Below are 15,112 nucleotides of genomic sequence, written 5' to 3' on the forward strand. Positions count from 1 at the left end.
GGTAGTTTTTTGCTGTCTTATCGAAGGAGGTTTTCTTATTGGCTATTGCCGGAGGGATTATCGTTATTCTCGCGTTTGCCGCCATTATCAAAAAGTACGAGACGCGCATGGTGCTGCTTGCCGCAGGCTTTCTTATGTGCTTTATCGGCGGCGTTATGGGAAATGCCGTGACGACGTTCAGCAAGACGATGGTGCACGGCTCGCTCGTCCCCGTCATCTGTACGGTGATGGGGTTCTCGTTCGTCATGAAGATCACGACCTGTGACCGACATCTCGTCGAGTCCATCTCGGGGGTCATCACGCGGAGCAAGTTGATCCTGATCCCGCTCGCGACCCTGCTCACGTGGTGGATCAATATCGCCATCCCGAGCGCGGCGGGCTGCTCGGCGGCGGTCGGCAGCATCCTCATCCCAACGCTCATGGCGGCGGGGGTCCACCCCGCGATGGCGGCGGCCGCAGTTCTCGCAGGGACGTGGGGCAGTGCAATCAGCCCGGGGCAGGCGCACAATATCTTCGTCGCCGATCTCGCACAGACCGACCTCATGACGGTCATCATGGCGCAGGTGCCGGCGGCGATCATCGCCTCCATCGTCGCCGTCGTGACCCTGACGGCGATTGCGGTTCTGCGCGGGGAAGGCCCCGACGACGCGCGCCGCGGAGCATACCATCTCCGCCTCGAGCGGGAGGAGGGTGGCAAGAATTTTAAGGTCAATCCGATCTACGCACTCGTGCCGCTCGTACCGCTCGTCCTGCTCGTGCTCGGCAGCAAGCAGATCGCCGTCCTGCCGCTCACTGATGTGCCGACGGCCATGATCGTCGGCACGGTGCTCGCCCTCGTCGTCACGCGTGCCAATCCGCAGGAGATCACGCGGAAGTTCTTCGACGGCATGGGGGAGGCGTATGGCGGTGTGATCGGTCTCATCGTCTCCGCCGCCGTCTTTACCGCCGGCATGACCGCCATGGGGCTGACGGACGCCCTGATCGAGGCGATGAAGGGCTCTGAGTCCGTCGCAAAGATCGCGGGGGCGTCCGGTCCCTTCATCATTGCGGTGATCTCCGGCTCGGGCGACGCGGCGGCACTTGCGTTCAACGGTGCAATTACCCCGCATGCGGAGACGTTCGGCATGACGATCATCGATCTCGGCTCGCTCACCCAGATGGCCGGCTCGATCGGACGCTCCATGTCGCCGGTGGCAGGCGCGGCACTCGTCTGCGCAGGCCTTGCAAAGGTCAGCCCGATGGAGCTGTCAAAGCGCAACGCGCTCCCGATGCTGCTCGCGACCATCACCTTTATGATTGTGCTCTTCCTCGGAAAGTAGGCATCTCATGATCGATCAACAAAGAGTCTTGGACGATTTCCTGCATCTCGTCTCCATCCGCTGCTCGACGCTCGATGAGCGCGAGATTGGCGATCTCCTAACGGCGCGCCTGCGTGAGCTCGGCGCGGCGGAGATTCACGAGGATGCTGCGGGGAAGTTCCTTGGCGGCAGCTGCGGCAATATCGTCGCGAATTTTAAGGGAACGGTGACGGATGCGCCGACCGTGATGCTCACGGCGCACATGGACTGTGTGGAGCCGTGTGCCAATATAAAGCCGATCGTCGAGGACGGCGTGATCCGCTCCGACGGCACGACCATTCTCGGTGCGGACGACAAGGCAGGCGTCGCTGCCATTCTCGAGACACTGCGCTGTCTCAAGGAGCAGAATCTCCCGCACGGCGACCTGCAGATCGTCTTTACCGTCGCCGAGGAGGGCGGGGTCAACGGGTCGCGCTGTCTCGATACGGCGTTGCTCCACGCGGATTTTGGCTATACGCTCGATACCCACGGGCACGCGGGGACGGCGGCGTTTAAGGCACCGGGCAAGAACCAGCTGGCGGTGCGCATCATCGGCAAGGCGGCGCACGCCGGGATCGACCCCGAGGCGGGAGAGAACGCGATCACGGCGGCGGGACGTGTGCTCACGGCCGTCCCACAGGGGCGCATCGATGCGGAGACGACCTGCAACGTTGGCAAGATCGCGGGCGGTACGGCGACGAATGTCGTCGCAGAGTTCTGCACGCTGGATTTCGAGACGCGCAGCCGCGACAAGGGGAAGCTCGACGCCCTCACACAGCGCATGGTGGACGCCATCCACGGCGCGCTTGAGGGGACAGGCTGCCGCGCCGAGATCGAGATCAAGAAGGACTATGATCCGTACGAGCTGCCCGCCGATGCACTGCCCATCCGCTACCTGCGGCGCGCGGCGGAGAAGTGCAATTTTCCCGTCGTGCTCGAGGAGGAGGGCGGCGGCTCGGATGCGAACCACTTCAACGCCTACGGCGTGCCGACCACCGTCCTTGGCGTCGGCATGACGGACTGCCACACGAAGGCGGAGAGTATCCTCGTACAGGATCTCTATGATGCGGCAGAGCTCACTCTCGCGATCGTACAGGAGATCGCGCGGGGCTGATATGAGAATACACGAAAAGACACGGATGCGTTATCTGTGTCTTTTCGTGCATTTGTGCACTTACGATTGGGGCACCGAGGAACATCCATTATGGTGCAACAGGAGATATGCCATGGGACTTTATCAGTGGATGCAGGAAAAAATCTTTCATACTTACGAGACGTGGCGGCTGAAGAGCAGTATATACAACAGATCCGGATTCCATATTGTTGCCATCGAAAATCATCTCGCGGCGATGCGGGACGGTGTCAATATGTACGTGGAGTTATACCCGCCGCAGGCGATTGAGGGATGTACACGCATGAAGGCGACGCGCGGGCGTGTGCACGGTACGGTGAATCTCTCTCTCTCGATCGACGGAAAAACCTACGGGATCCCTGATCTGCGTGACGAGGAAGCCGCCGCGATCATGCGGGCGTTTGTGCAGCGCAGGGTACTGCCGCCCAAAGAGCGATATCAAGAGGTGCACGCGACGAGCGGCGCAGAGCAAAAGACGGCGTTCACGGCACTGGCGGAGATGTTGCTCGGAGCGGAACACGCGGAGGCGTTCTGCCGCCGCGTGGAGCTGCCGACGCATACCGAGGAGAGCGACGCGTGGAATGATGCGTGGTATGAGCTCTCGGAGGAGATGATCTCCTGCGGGCGGGCTGTCGTACTGGCTACGAGAACGGCGAAGGAGGACTTCGTCGCGGCACTGGAGGAGCTCGTCGCGGGACGGGCGCTCTCACTGCCGGCGTCACTCCACGCAGAATACGGCGTCCCCGCGTGGTGTGAGGAGGTAAACGCACAGTGGACGGATACGCTGCTCGCGGGGATGGACAACGGCACGGATGACTACGTGCTGCTCATTCTGTCCATGGAGGAGTTTCGCCGTGCGCAGGAATACGCAGAGACACTTCTGCAGCGCATCGCACGCGCGGAGGAGATGTGAGGCGTGAAAAAAGCCTGAAATCATCGTTTCATTTGCATTTACATAGCAAGGTGTGGGCATTTGCCTGCGCCTTTTTCTATCTCGTGAGAAATCGCGCTTTTTGTGCGACGCCCGCCCCCGCTCGCCTGCGACAGCACAGGGGGGGCGCGAGACCTTCGCATCACTCGGGGCAATGATCATGGAGTTTTCCTCGATGGGGGTTGTTCCACCAATATGGTCGCAGAAGATTGGGCGACATCTTTTGAAAAATTGTTTACGTTGTACCGCAAAAACGATATAATAGGCCTATCGAATGTAAAAAGGAGGTGATCCTATGGCAACCGTATCCGCACAGATCCGTATTGATGCTGATGTCAAGGCACAGTCGATGGCACTCTTCCAGAATCTCGGGCTCGATCTCTCCACCGCCGTCAATGTATTCCTGCGTCAGTGCCTCATCCATCGTGGGCTGCCGTTCTCTGTGAAGGAACAGGAGGCAACACGGCCGCTCCATCGTGCCGATCTCAGTGAGGCAGAGCTCGAGTGCGAACTGAAAAAGGGCTTAGAAGACCTTGCGGCAGGCAGAGTCCGTCCAGCGGAGGAAGTGTTTGCGGAGATGATGGAGGGACATCATGCAGTATCGGGTTGATGTTTCATCTCAGGCGGCGGCAGATCTTAGAAATCTCTTTCGATATATTTCGGATACTTTGCGAGCACCGGAGAACGCATATACACAGCTTGCGCGGATCAGAAAACAGATTCTCAGTCTTGCAGAGCTGCCGATGCGATTTCGCGCATACCCGAAACACTTTGCGGGATATCCGCAAGTCCGCATCATGCCCGTGGATCATTTCGAGGTGTTCTACACGGTAGACACAGCGCAGGAAAAAGTTACCATCCTTCGCGTCATCTATGGTGGCAGAGATATAGATCGTGCGTTTATGCCATAGACTGCACGCAAAAATCCCCCGCACATCGTGTGCGGGGGATTCGCTGCTTTTCTGCTGCTTAGCAGGTGTGGCACTTGTCGTAGAGGCCTTTTTCCTTGAGGAGTGCGACCATGGTCTCGCCGATGTGGGCGACGGTGTCCGCGACGGGGATGCCTGCCGCGTTGAGCGCTGCGACTTTGTCCGCCGCCGTGCCCTTGCCGCCGGAGATGATGGCGCCGGCGTGACCCATGCGCTTGCCCGGAGGCGCCTGACGTCCTGCGATGAAGGCGGAGACGGGCTTGTTCGGCATGTTCTCCTTGATCCACTTCGCCGCGTCCTCCTCGGCCGTGCCGCCGATCTCACCGATGATGAGGACGGCGTAGGTGTCGGGGTCGTCCTTAAAGAGCTGGAGCGCGTCGATGAAGTCCGTGCCCTTGACGGGGTCGCCGCCGATGCCGACGGTGGTCGTCTGGCCGATGCCCGCGTTCGTGAGCTGGAATGCCGCCTCGTAGGTGAGGGTGCCGGAGCGCGAGATGAGTCCGACGTGGCCGGGCTTGCTGACGGTGAAGGGCGTGCATGGTGCGGACGATCCGAAGTATGCCTACGGCGGCAGGAACGAGGGCACGACGGGCGATGTCACGGCGAACACGGTCACCAGCGATATGGCAAATGCCGCAGATCTCGTGGAGGAGGTCTACGGCGGCATGGCGAGTGCCGAGGATAACACGGGTGCAGTCGATCACAACACCGCCAACATGAAGAACGGCACGACGCATCTGCTCTATGGCGGATATACCTTTGGCAAGGGTGCGGTTACGAACAACAAGGTGCAGTTCGACGACGGCACATCGACGGGGTATGTCGCGGGCGGCTATCTTGACAACACGGACAGTACAGTGGAGATGACAGGAAATAAAGTCGTCTTCACCAATGGTACGGCGGCAGAGCTTGCCGGTGCAGACAGCAACGGCAAGGGAAAGCTGAGCGGAAATACCGTCGACTTTGGCGGTGCGGCCAGCACGGCAGAGATCCTGCGCGGTGCACTCGCTGAGAATGAGGCAGCGGTCGAGGGAAATGGCGTCACCATGACGGCCGGCACGACGGAAAGTGTCTACGGCGGCGCAACCTACATGACTGACCCGAGCAATAATCTTGTCGGCGGCAATGGCCGTGCGGAGAAAAATACCGTTGCCATCACGGGCGGCACCATCGGCACGACGATGCAGGCGGCGAACGTCTACGGCGGCAAGACGACAGAGGGCCCCGGCAGCGGGACAACGGACAATGTTGTGAACCCCGGCGCGGAGGACGGCACGTATGCGGCTGACCTCACGAATGCGCAGGTACACGGCGACAACAGCACGGACAGTACCGCCAACAATAACGTGCTGAACGTGCGCGGCAAGGACATTACCGTTAAGAGCGTCGACAATTTTGACAAATACAATTTCAAGCTGAAGGGCAATATCGGCGGCGGCGACACCATGCTGACGCTCAAAAACGGCGGCTTTGGCAGAGAAATCGACTGGAACAACGTCAGCGTGGATACGAGGGGACAGACGGGCAATCCGAACGGTGAGGTTACACTCATTAAGGCAGATACGGCGAACGCGCTCAAGTTCAAGAACTACGATGTGCGCGACCTTGTCAATGACCCGAACGCCGACTATGAGGCAATCCTGCGTACCGATACGGACAAGGGGGCAGGATCGGTGCATTCTGCAACCACGGTCAAGCTCAGCACCAGCCGTTTCCGTAAGAGCAGCTGGACGTATGACGGCACGAACCCCGTGACGAACGGCGAAGTCGCGGGCGGCGTCTCACGCAGGGACGGTCACACGGCGGAGGGAAATACTCTCACCATTGCGAGCACTGCGACGACGGGACTGAATGCCGCCTATGGCGGCAAGGCAGAGGCCGCGTCGGATGTTCGGGACAACTGGGTTGTCGTCGAGGGCACGGGCAGCGGAACGATTGCGAATGCCATTGGCGGTGCAACTGTAAAGGCGGGCGGCGTTGCGGAAAAGAACCATGTCCTCATCAAGGGCGGCACGGTCACGAACGCAATGGGCGGATCCGTTTCGGGGGCGAACGCCTTGGCGACGGGCAATGAGGTCACGGTCGAGGGCGGCACGGTCACGGGACAGATCGTCGGCGGGTATACGCACGAACTGACGAGCAGCTCGAACGGCAATACCGTCACACTCGGCGGCGGTACGCTCACGGGGGCAGAGGTCTGGGGCACGAGCTACGTCAACACGAGCAATCAGGCATCCGTTCTTGGCAGCAGCGATGCACAGATCGCGGGCAATACGCTGAACGTAACGGCAAAGAATCTCGAGGTCAAGAAGGTGCGCAACTTTGAAAAATACACCTTCACACCGACCAATGCCGTCCAGAACGGTGACACCATGCTCACGCTGTCCGCAGCGGGCGGCGGCGGCGGCCTCGTTTATGGCGGCAAATCGGATGGGACGAGTGCCGTCAAAGGAAACGGCGTCCTCATGGACGGTGCGGCTGCGCCGGTGGACACACTGACGGGCGGCTACGGCGCGAGTGCAGAGAGCAACCGTGTCGAACTGAAAGACGGCACGGCGCATGTAGTCTATGGTGGTGATGCGACGACAGGCGATGCGATAAAGAACATCGTTACCATCACGGGCGGCACGGTCACGGACAACATCTACGGCGGACAATCCCGCACCGGTGCAGCAAGCGAGAACATTGTCGACATCGGTGCGGTGCACATCCAGAACGGCATCGCAAACAAGGCCGTCGTGGGCGGCTATGCTGCTGCTGTCACTGACCACAATACGATTCATCTGCGCGGCACGGAGATCGACGGCATTGTCCTCGGCGGTGCCATCGAGGATACCGCTTCGCCGCTTGGTATGAAGGCGAACCCGGACGGCAAGGATAACACCCTCGCCATCCACGCGGCAGGGACGAAGATTGCCGACTTCGCAGGCGTACAGAACCTGCATTTCTATGTTCCTGAGGAGCGCACAGCGGCGGATACCATCCCGATGCTCACCCTGACAGCGAATGCCGACAAAGATATCCGTGGAGTGAAAGTCGGTATCGGCATCGCGGGTGACCACAGCGTTCTCGCGAAGGGCGACACCATCAGCCTCCTGAAGATTGCGGACGGCAAGACACTCACTACGGACGCGGAACTCAAGAATGAGACGACGGGTATGCAGGGCGTCAGCATGAGATATCGCTTTAACCTTGCAAGACAGGGGGACAACGAACTCATCGCCACCGTCAGCGACACCGACCTCAACCCGCAGACAAAATCGCTTGTTGAGACCCGTGCCGCCTCTGCCGCACTCATTAACAGCGGTGCAGATCTTCTCGCGGGCGGCGGCATGAACGCCGCTGTGAACGCCGCCGACGCGGGGACAGGAGCGGGTGCACAGAGCACGGCAAATGACCAGACCTATCATCTCTTGGCGGCACAAAGCGGCTCTGCCGTCCGCCTCGATACCGGTTCCCATGTCGACGCGAAGGGCTGGAACCTCAATCTCGGCTTTGCCCGGTAGAAGGCATCGGAGCGCAACACGCTCACGTACGGTCCCTTTGTCGAGTACGGGCACGGAAATTACGACTCCTATCTGGATGACGGCACGTACGGCGACGGTACGGCGAGCTACATCGGCGCGGGCGTTATGGCGAAGTCAGCCGCAGAGAACGGCCCCTATATTGAGGGCAGCGTGCGTGTCGGCCGCGCGAAGAGCGACTACACGGGAGACATCGCAGGCCGTCATGCGGGCTACGATATGAGCAGCACCTACTACGCCGCGCACATCGGCATCGGGCAGGAGAAGAAACTCGGAAACGGGACCATCGAGACCTATGCGAAGTACTTCTACACGCACCAGAACGGAGGCAGTGAGCGGCTGACCTCAGGTGATCTCTACGACTTTGATGACGTAGACTCCCAGCGCCTGCGCGTCGGTGCACGTTATACGAAGCAGAATGGCACAGGCGGATCATTCTATACGGGACTCGCCTACGAGTACGAGTTTGATGGAGATGCGCGTGCCTCCTATGCAGGGTACAGCACTCCGACACCGACGCTGAAGGGCGGCACGGGCATCCTCGAACTCGGCTACCGCTTCGCCCGCCCGGGCAGCAACGTCAGCTATGGACTCAACCTCATGGGCATGACGGGCAAACGCCGCGGCATCACAGGCGGTCTGCAGGTGAACTGGGCACTGTAAGAGAGTTACACACGCATCATGAAAAACGGGACAGCACAATTTTGTAGTGACCCCAAAAAGTTAGACATGAAAGCGTAGGAAAGCAAAATCCTGCGCTTTTTGCTATGCGGCGAGATGTTTGCGGCGATACTGTGCAGGACTGAGCCAACCGAGAGATTCCTTGATGCGGCGGTGGTCGCTATGGTAGACGATATATTCCGCAATTGCTGGTCTTGAGTTCCTCGTAGCTATGGGTAAGTACAACAATAGTAAATCGCTTGCTAAGAGCCCCGGAGAAGTTTTCCATCACTGTTATCTAGACGGTTTCCCTTCTGTGCAACAGTCCTTTCCTATTTCCATTGTTTCATATACGACTTTATCTGAATGTCCTTCTCTAATTAATGTACGCCGATAGGGTGTAAATCCACTACACTGTCTTGTGATTGATTGTGTGCCCAAAGAAGGGATACCTGTAATCTTTATGTTTTTCCTGAATGACAAGCATGAGTCGTGTCTTGTATTTTCATATCAATCAAATGAGCATGATCGAGAGAAGAGATGCATATATCGGAGAATGAGATTGTCCAGTTGTCGGTGGTTCCTTTACAATGAATATGGCACCAAGATATAGAAAAATCTTAAAATTATGATTTACAAAATTCTTCGGATGTGCTATTATTCTTTTAGATAAAACGATTTATCAAATAAGAGCACATGGAAAATGATTGAGATAGGTTGTTTTATCGGCATGCAGAGCAACGTTTTATCAAGATGGGAGTGATGCACTGTGAAAGGCATTGGAAAACTGACTGTCTTTTTGATTCCGGTAGGAATCGCAGTCAATATTGTCGGAGGGCAGATCGCTATCCTACTGAAGTTGCCGATTTGGCTGGATGGGATCGGAACCATTCTGATTGGAGGTATTTGTGGCCTCGTACCGGGATTGATTGTTGCAGCGATTACACAGATTATCAATGCTATTTCCCTTCCGACGGTTTTGCCCTACATGATCGTCGGATTCGCAATGGCCGCAATGGGGGCATATTTTTCGAAGAAAGGCTTTTTTCTTTCCTTCCGAAAGTCTGTATTGCTGGGTGTCCTTGTAGCGATTGTTACGACAGCGATGGCTGTTCCGATGGATGTTATTATCTTTGGCGGCTTTATTGGGACTGGCAACAGCATCGTTGCGGCGGGGTTGATGAGTCTTGGCTTGTCGATTCCTGTTGCGGTGACGATCAGTTCGTTTTCATTCGGCCTTGTGGATAAGACCTTGAGCGTGCTGGCTTGTTACTTCATTATCAAGAGTATGCCGCTGAATTTCTTGTCCAAACTGCCGATGAGTGAGTATATTCTTCCGCGCAAACAGTAAGGAAAAGATGGTGCATATATTTAGATAAAACGATTTATCAAATATATGCACCTGTTTTGTAAGAGGCCATGAAAGAAAACAGTTCGGTTTAGCTTGAAATAGGGGGTACCACATGAAAGGCGTTGGAAAGCTGACGGCGTTTTTGATTCCAGTGGGAATTGCCGTCAATGTTGTCGGCGGGCAGATTGCTCTTCTGCTGAAGCTGCCGATTTGGCTGGATGGGATTGGAACCATCCTGATCGGAGGTATTTGTGGGCTTGTGCCGGGACTGATTGTTGCGGCGATCACACAGATCATCAATGCCATTTCGCTTCCGACAGTTTTGCCCTATATGATTGTCGGTTTTGCAATGGCGTTGATGGGGACATATTTTTCAAAGAGGGGATTCTTCCTTTCCTTCCAGAAAGCCGTCATTCTCGGCATTCTCGTAGCGATCGTTACGACCGTAATGGCTGTGCCAATTGATGTTATCCTGTTTGGCGGGTTCATGGGAGACGGCAACAGCCTTCTGGCGGCCGGGCTAATGACAATGGGTCTGTCGATTCCAGTTGCCGTGGCGGTTAGTTCCTTTACGTTCGGACTGGTAGATAAGACGCTGAGCGTTCTGGTCTGCTACTTTATCATTAAGAGCATGCCCTTGAACTTCCTGGCAAAGCTGCCAATGAGCGACTATATTCTCCCGTCGAAGAAGTGAGCGCGCCGCTGCAGCGTCAAATAAAGCGTTCGACGGTGCTGAGGAGCTGATCTTAGCGTGAGAGAGGAGATGAACCGCTTGGACTGGTCGTTTACAGATACCTTTCTGCGCCCTCGTATCAAGGGAAATGTGCTGCTCGATATGAATCCGATGAGTAAGGCCAACATTTTAGCGTCACTTACGGTATCGGCATTCATTCTGTTTGACATTGTGTACGCATTTATCCTTTCCGGGGTGATGGTATTGCTTGCCGCGTGCGCAGGCCGGTTGAGATCTTTTGTTTCGGTATATTGGAAAATTGTCGTGTTCTTCGCGTCCTTGTTGTTTCTCGTGCGCGCGGCTTTTACGAACGGTTCTGAGGTGCTCTTTCAACTGGGAGGGATTCATGTGACCCCCGAGGGCATTCATCTGGGACTTATATCGGCTGGCCTCGTGATGGCGTTCAGTGGTGCTTTCATCCTTTTCATCAAGACGACGGAGATGGAGGAACTCGTCTGGGTGCTTGAGCAAAAAGGCATGTCGCATACATTCTCCTACATCGTGCTGTCGGCATTTCAGACGATAATTGATCTGGGCAAATCCGCGCAGACGATTATGGACTCGCAGAAATGCAGGGGCATCGAGACGGAGGGTGGCATGATGACGAGGGCGAAGGCCTTTATCCCGATTCTCGGCCCACTGGTTCTCGGTGCGATTTCCAATGCTGAGGAAAAGACGATCGCAATGGACGCGCGAGCGTTCTCGTCGCCGACAAAGCATACGAGTCTGATGTTGCTGAAGGAGCCGCCGCTCGCCGAAAAGCTCGTCGTTTGGACGTTTGATCTGGCTCTGTTGGCCCTCATAGCTTGGAGGATTTACACATGGATCGGATAGAACTGCAGCATGTGTCGTTTTCCTATGCCCTGTCGAATAAGAAGGCACTGAACGATGTGTCCTTTACGTTTGAGAAAGGCCGTTTTTACGGTGTGATCGGTGAGAATGGCGGCGGTAAGACCTCCCTATGTAGTCTGATTCGCGGTCTGATTCCTCATTTCTACAAAGGGGAATTTTCGGGACACGTTCTATATGACGGGATGGATATGTCCGAGATGGATGTTGATGCACTTTCTGTGGACATTGGATATGTCTTTCAGAACCCCTTTACGCAGATCAGTGGAGTCAAAAAGACGGTGTTTGAAGAGGTCGCACTGGGGCTGGAAAATTTGGGCATTCCGCCGAAGGAGATTGTTGAGCGGGTCGTTGCGGTATTGGAGCTGCTCGATATCGGTCATCTTGCACAGAACAATCCGACGGAACTTTCCGGCGGTCAGCGGCAGCGTGTCGCATTTGCCTCAATCATCGTGATGGATCCCGATATTCTCGTCATTGACGAGCCAACGTCGCAGCTGGATCCAGAAGGCTCACAGCAGATCTTTCGGATCATTGAGCAGCTGAAGAAACGAGATAAGACGATTATTCTCGTGGAGCACAAAATCGATATGATTGCGGCCTACTGTGATGAGGTTCTTGTTGTTAAAGACGGCAGTATCCTAAAATGCGGGACAACTCAGGAAGTTCTGTCTGATGTTGGGCTTCCTGCACTCGGCGTGAAGCTGCCGGAGGCTGCGCAGCTGGCATACGAATTGGCAGAGGCTGGGATTCCGTTGCCCTCTATTCCGATTACAGATGAGGAATGCTGTCGCATGATCCGCGAAGGGTGGGGATTCTAATGGAAGGTATTGAACTGAAGGATGTTTCGTTCTCCTATCCGAACGGATTCTTGGCAAATGAGCAGCTGAACCTTACCGTGCGGCCCGGCGAGCGCGTCGCCATTGTTGGACAGAACGGTGCAGGAAAGACGACAGCTGTCAAGATGATGAATGGGCTCAACCGACCGACACAGGGAGATGTTCTGGTGGACGGCATCAATACCAAGGATCGGACGACTGCCCAAGTTGCGAGAATGGTGGGGTATGTCTTTCAGAATCCGGATGAGCAGATTTTCAACAGTACAGTAGTGAAAGAGATCGAGTATATGCCGCGCTATTTTCACATGGAGGAGGATGAGATCGGGCGGCGCACGGAAGAAGTTCTGCGCCTCACAGGGCTCGAAGAGTGCAGAGATATGAACCCCTTTGATATTTCCTACTCCACTAGAAAATTTGTAACGATCGCGGCGGTACTTGCGACAAAGCCGCGCTATACGATCTGGGATGAGCCCACTGCAGGACAGGATTGCTGGCATATTGCGATCCTGTGCGATATTTTGGACCATCTGCAGCGAGAGAATACGGCGGTCGTTGTCATAACGCACGATATGGAGTTCGTTGTCAGTGCGTTTGAGCGTGTTGTTGTCATGGCGAATAAGCATATTATCGCGGACGGGCGGCCGGAGGATATATTCAGCCGCGATGACATTATCAAAGAGGCACGAATTACGCGACCACAGATTGGAGCGATTGCCCATAAGATCGGGTTAGAGAAAACAATCCTTCATCGCTCGGAATTTGTGTCCTATCTACAGGAGAGGAGATGTGTCCCGCATGGATAAACTGATGAAATTCATTGATGCACACGCAGATGAGTATGTGAAGTATCTCGTGGAGTTGGTGAAGATCGATACGCACGATATAGAGCACGGCATCGGCGGCGGACGTGAAAAAGAGGGACAGCTGTATATGAAGCAGCTGTTTTCCTCCATGGGAGCTTCTCGTATCGTTGAGGATCCTCTGACGGAGGATGTCATCCTAGCGTGTCGGGAAAAATATCATGAGGGAAATCTCGGTCATGCTTATGATGATCGGTTCAATGTCTATGCGGAATTTACCGGCTGCGGATCGAAGAGCATTCTCTTCAACGGTCATATTGATACGATGCCCGTCGGCGATCCAGAGAAATGGGAATACGATCCCTATGGCGGCATCATCACGGGCGGACGACTCTATGGCGTCGGTGCCTGTGATATGAAAGCAGGGCTCATGGGAGCGGTCATGGCAGTCAAGGCGATACAGGATGCGGGGCTTGAGCTGCCTGGTACGGTCAAATTTGCCTCGGTTTGTGATGAGGAGGGCGGGGGCAACGGCTCTCTCGTTGCGGCGATGCATGGGCAAAAGGCAGATGCCGTCGTTGTATGTGAACCTACGGACTATGAACTGGTTGCCGCCCATATGGGATGGGTCTTTTTCAAAATCGAGACAGAGGGTGTTGCCGTCCACTCGGGTTTGAAGATCGGTGGCGTGAATGCCATCGATAAGACTGTCAAGATTATGCGCGCTCTGGAGGAACTGGAACATCGCTGGCTCCTGACACATAAACATATTCTGCTTCCGCCTCCATCGGGGAATGTCGGTGTTATTCAGGGCGGTGAAGCGGGGTCTACGGTTCCGAACTACTGCTGCATACAGCTTTGTGTGCACTATCTTCCTGGCATGACGCACGATGAGGTCGTCAAGGACTATACGGATACCGTAATGCGCTGTGCAGACGGCGATGAGTGGCTCAGGGAGCATCGACCGAAGATCAGTATTTATCAGACGGGGAATCCGTTCGAGATGGATTTAGCACATCCTTTTGTCGATGCATTCAAGACTTCCTATGAGCGGGCGATGGGCAAACCTGTCCGTATTGTCGGCTCTCCTGCCGGGTGCGATTCTCGGACGTGGCGCAATATCGCGGGGTGTCCGACGCTTCAATACGGTCCCGGACGGCTTGCACAGTGCCATGCAGTGAATGAGTATGTGGAGATCAAGCAATACCTTGATGCCATAAAGATATATGCGAATTTGATCATGAATTATTGCGCGTAAGGAGGAGTTATCATGGAAATGAAGAAAATATTGGTAGCGGGGGAATCGTGGACGAGTTTTACCACCCATGTGAAGGGCTTTGACACTTTTGTGACAAGTGTGTATGAAGAGGGGATTGAGTTCCTAGCGAAGGCGATTGATAAGGCCGGCTATGAACTCGTCTATCTCCCAGGACAGTATGTTGCGGAACGCTTTCCCCGTACAGCGGAGGAACTTTCTGAATACGCATGCGTTGTGCTCTCCGATATCGGCTCGAATACACTGTTGCTTTCGGATGATACTTTTAAGCGCGGTGTCAAAGCTCCGAACCGCTGCCAGTCGATTGCGGAATATGTTCAAGGGGGCGGCTCCTTCCTCATGGTAGGCGGTTATATGTCGTTCTCCGGTATTGATGGGAAAGCGCGTTACGGAGAGACCGCAGTTCAGGACATTCTCCCCATTGTTTGTATTCCCGGTGACGACCGCGCAGAGCATCCGGAGGGCATCACTCCGCAGGTTGTGGCTCCGCATCCGGCATTGGCTTCCCTGCCAAATCCGTGGCCGCATTTCCTTGGGTACAACAAGGTCCTTCCGCGTGAGGGATGTGATGTTCCCATTACGATCGGTGGAGACCCTCTGGTCGCATTCGGACAGTTCGGGAAGGGGAAGACGGCTGTCTTTACCTCGGACTGCGCACCGCACTGGGGGCCGCAGGAATTCCTTGCATGGGAAGGCTATAATGTGCTCTGGAAGGGAATCTTTGACTATCTGACAAATTGAGAGAGGAAAA

15 protein-coding genes and 1 pseudogene are annotated in these 15,112 nt (G+C 55.6%); 14 read left to right on the forward strand and 2 right to left on the reverse strand.

Annotated elements, in window-relative coordinates; genetic code table 11:
• Positions 1–38: 38 nt before the first annotated feature.
• The 5 genes from dcuC to AXE86_RS06710 all read left to right on the forward strand — a co-directional run bounded on the left by dcuC (position 39) and on the right by AXE86_RS06710 (position 4,311).
• The gene (gene dcuC, locus AXE86_RS06690) at positions 39–1,319 is read left to right on the forward strand and encodes a C4-dicarboxylate transporter DcuC (protein WP_061945790.1); all 1,281 of its coding nucleotides are present in this window, start codon (positions 39–41) and stop codon (positions 1,317–1,319) included.
• A 7-nt stretch (positions 1,320–1,326) separates the two neighbouring features.
• On the forward strand, positions 1,327–2,451 hold the full coding sequence (locus AXE86_RS06695; RefSeq protein WP_061945792.1) for a M20/M25/M40 family metallo-hydrolase: 1,125 nt from the start codon (positions 1,327–1,329) through the stop codon (positions 2,449–2,451).
• A gap of 112 nt (positions 2,452–2,563) precedes the next feature.
• Positions 2,564–3,382, forward strand: coding sequence for a DUF6630 family protein (locus AXE86_RS06700; protein WP_061945794.1), 819 nt, complete (start codon positions 2,564–2,566; stop codon positions 3,380–3,382).
• A gap of 313 nt (positions 3,383–3,695) precedes the next feature.
• Positions 3,696–4,010 carry a type II toxin-antitoxin system RelB/DinJ family antitoxin gene (locus tag AXE86_RS06705; RefSeq protein WP_009753631.1) on the forward strand — a complete coding sequence of 105 codons (315 nt, stop codon included), beginning with the start codon at positions 3,696–3,698 and terminating at the stop codon, positions 4,008–4,010.
• Complete coding sequence (locus AXE86_RS06710; protein ID WP_009753632.1) at positions 3,994–4,311, forward strand: type II toxin-antitoxin system RelE/ParE family toxin; 318 nt, start codon at positions 3,994–3,996, stop codon at positions 4,309–4,311. The genes AXE86_RS06705 and AXE86_RS06710 overlap by 17 nt, the downstream gene beginning before the upstream one ends.
• A gap of 58 nt (positions 4,312–4,369) precedes the next feature.
• Here the strand turns inward: AXE86_RS06710 and AXE86_RS06715 are convergent.
• Positions 4,370–4,864, reverse strand: a pseudogene (locus tag AXE86_RS06715) (succinate--CoA ligase subunit alpha); the annotation flags it as partial.
• Between AXE86_RS06715 and AXE86_RS06720 the strand changes: the two are divergent.
• Together AXE86_RS06720 and AXE86_RS06725 are read left to right on the forward strand one after the other, a co-directional pair.
• The gene (locus tag AXE86_RS06720; RefSeq protein ID WP_198145245.1) at positions 4,845–7,835 is read left to right on the forward strand and encodes a beta strand repeat-containing protein; all 2,991 of its coding nucleotides are present in this window, start codon (positions 4,845–4,847) and stop codon (positions 7,833–7,835) included. The pseudogene AXE86_RS06715 and the gene AXE86_RS06720 overlap by 20 nt on opposite strands.
• 126 nt (positions 7,836–7,961) lie before the next feature.
• Positions 7,962–8,516 carry an autotransporter outer membrane beta-barrel domain-containing protein gene (locus tag AXE86_RS06725; protein WP_061945797.1) on the forward strand — a complete coding sequence of 185 codons (555 nt, stop codon included), beginning with the start codon at positions 7,962–7,964 and terminating at the stop codon, positions 8,514–8,516.
• Between the two features lie 102 nt (positions 8,517–8,618).
• Here AXE86_RS06725 and AXE86_RS13585 read toward each other — a convergent pair whose 3' ends face one another.
• The gene (locus AXE86_RS13585; RefSeq protein WP_157064427.1) at positions 8,619–8,762 is read right to left on the reverse strand and encodes an IS3 family transposase; all 144 of its coding nucleotides are present in this window, start codon (positions 8,760–8,762) and stop codon (positions 8,619–8,621) included.
• Positions 8,763–9,282: 520 nt separating this feature from the next.
• Between AXE86_RS13585 and AXE86_RS06730 the strand changes: the two genes are divergently transcribed.
• From AXE86_RS06730 to AXE86_RS06760, 7 genes are all read left to right on the forward strand, one after another.
• The gene (locus AXE86_RS06730; RefSeq protein ID WP_061945798.1) at positions 9,283–9,864 is read left to right on the forward strand and encodes a hypothetical protein; all 582 of its coding nucleotides are present in this window, start codon (positions 9,283–9,285) and stop codon (positions 9,862–9,864) included.
• 112 nt (positions 9,865–9,976) lie between these two features.
• Positions 9,977–10,558, forward strand: a complete 582-nt coding sequence (locus AXE86_RS06735) for a hypothetical protein (protein ID WP_009441481.1) — start codon at positions 9,977–9,979, stop codon at positions 10,556–10,558.
• A gap of 57 nt (positions 10,559–10,615) precedes the next feature.
• A complete protein-coding gene (locus AXE86_RS06740; RefSeq protein ID WP_232294857.1) occupies positions 10,616–11,431 on the forward strand; it encodes an energy-coupling factor transporter transmembrane component T in 816 nt (271 codons plus the stop codon).
• Complete coding sequence (locus tag AXE86_RS06745; RefSeq protein WP_061945799.1) at positions 11,419–12,267, forward strand: energy-coupling factor ABC transporter ATP-binding protein; 849 nt, start codon at positions 11,419–11,421, stop codon at positions 12,265–12,267. The genes AXE86_RS06740 and AXE86_RS06745 overlap by 13 nt, the downstream gene beginning before the upstream one ends.
• Positions 12,267–13,088, forward strand: a complete 822-nt coding sequence (locus tag AXE86_RS06750) for an energy-coupling factor ABC transporter ATP-binding protein (protein ID WP_009441478.1) — start codon at positions 12,267–12,269, stop codon at positions 13,086–13,088. The genes AXE86_RS06745 and AXE86_RS06750 overlap by 1 nt, the downstream gene beginning before the upstream one ends.
• Complete coding sequence (locus tag AXE86_RS06755; protein WP_061945801.1) at positions 13,081–14,343, forward strand: M20 family metallopeptidase; 1,263 nt, start codon at positions 13,081–13,083, stop codon at positions 14,341–14,343. The genes AXE86_RS06750 and AXE86_RS06755 overlap by 8 nt, the downstream gene beginning before the upstream one ends.
• A gap of 12 nt (positions 14,344–14,355) precedes the next feature.
• On the forward strand, positions 14,356–15,102 hold the full coding sequence (locus tag AXE86_RS06760; RefSeq protein ID WP_061945803.1) for a glutamine amidotransferase: 747 nt from the start codon (positions 14,356–14,358) through the stop codon (positions 15,100–15,102).
• Positions 15,103–15,112: the final 10 nt, after the last annotated feature.

It is taken from the genome of Selenomonas sp. oral taxon 136 (assembly GCF_001554015.1).
Taxonomy (GTDB): domain Bacteria; phylum Bacillota; class Negativicutes; order Selenomonadales; family Selenomonadaceae; genus Centipeda; species Centipeda felix.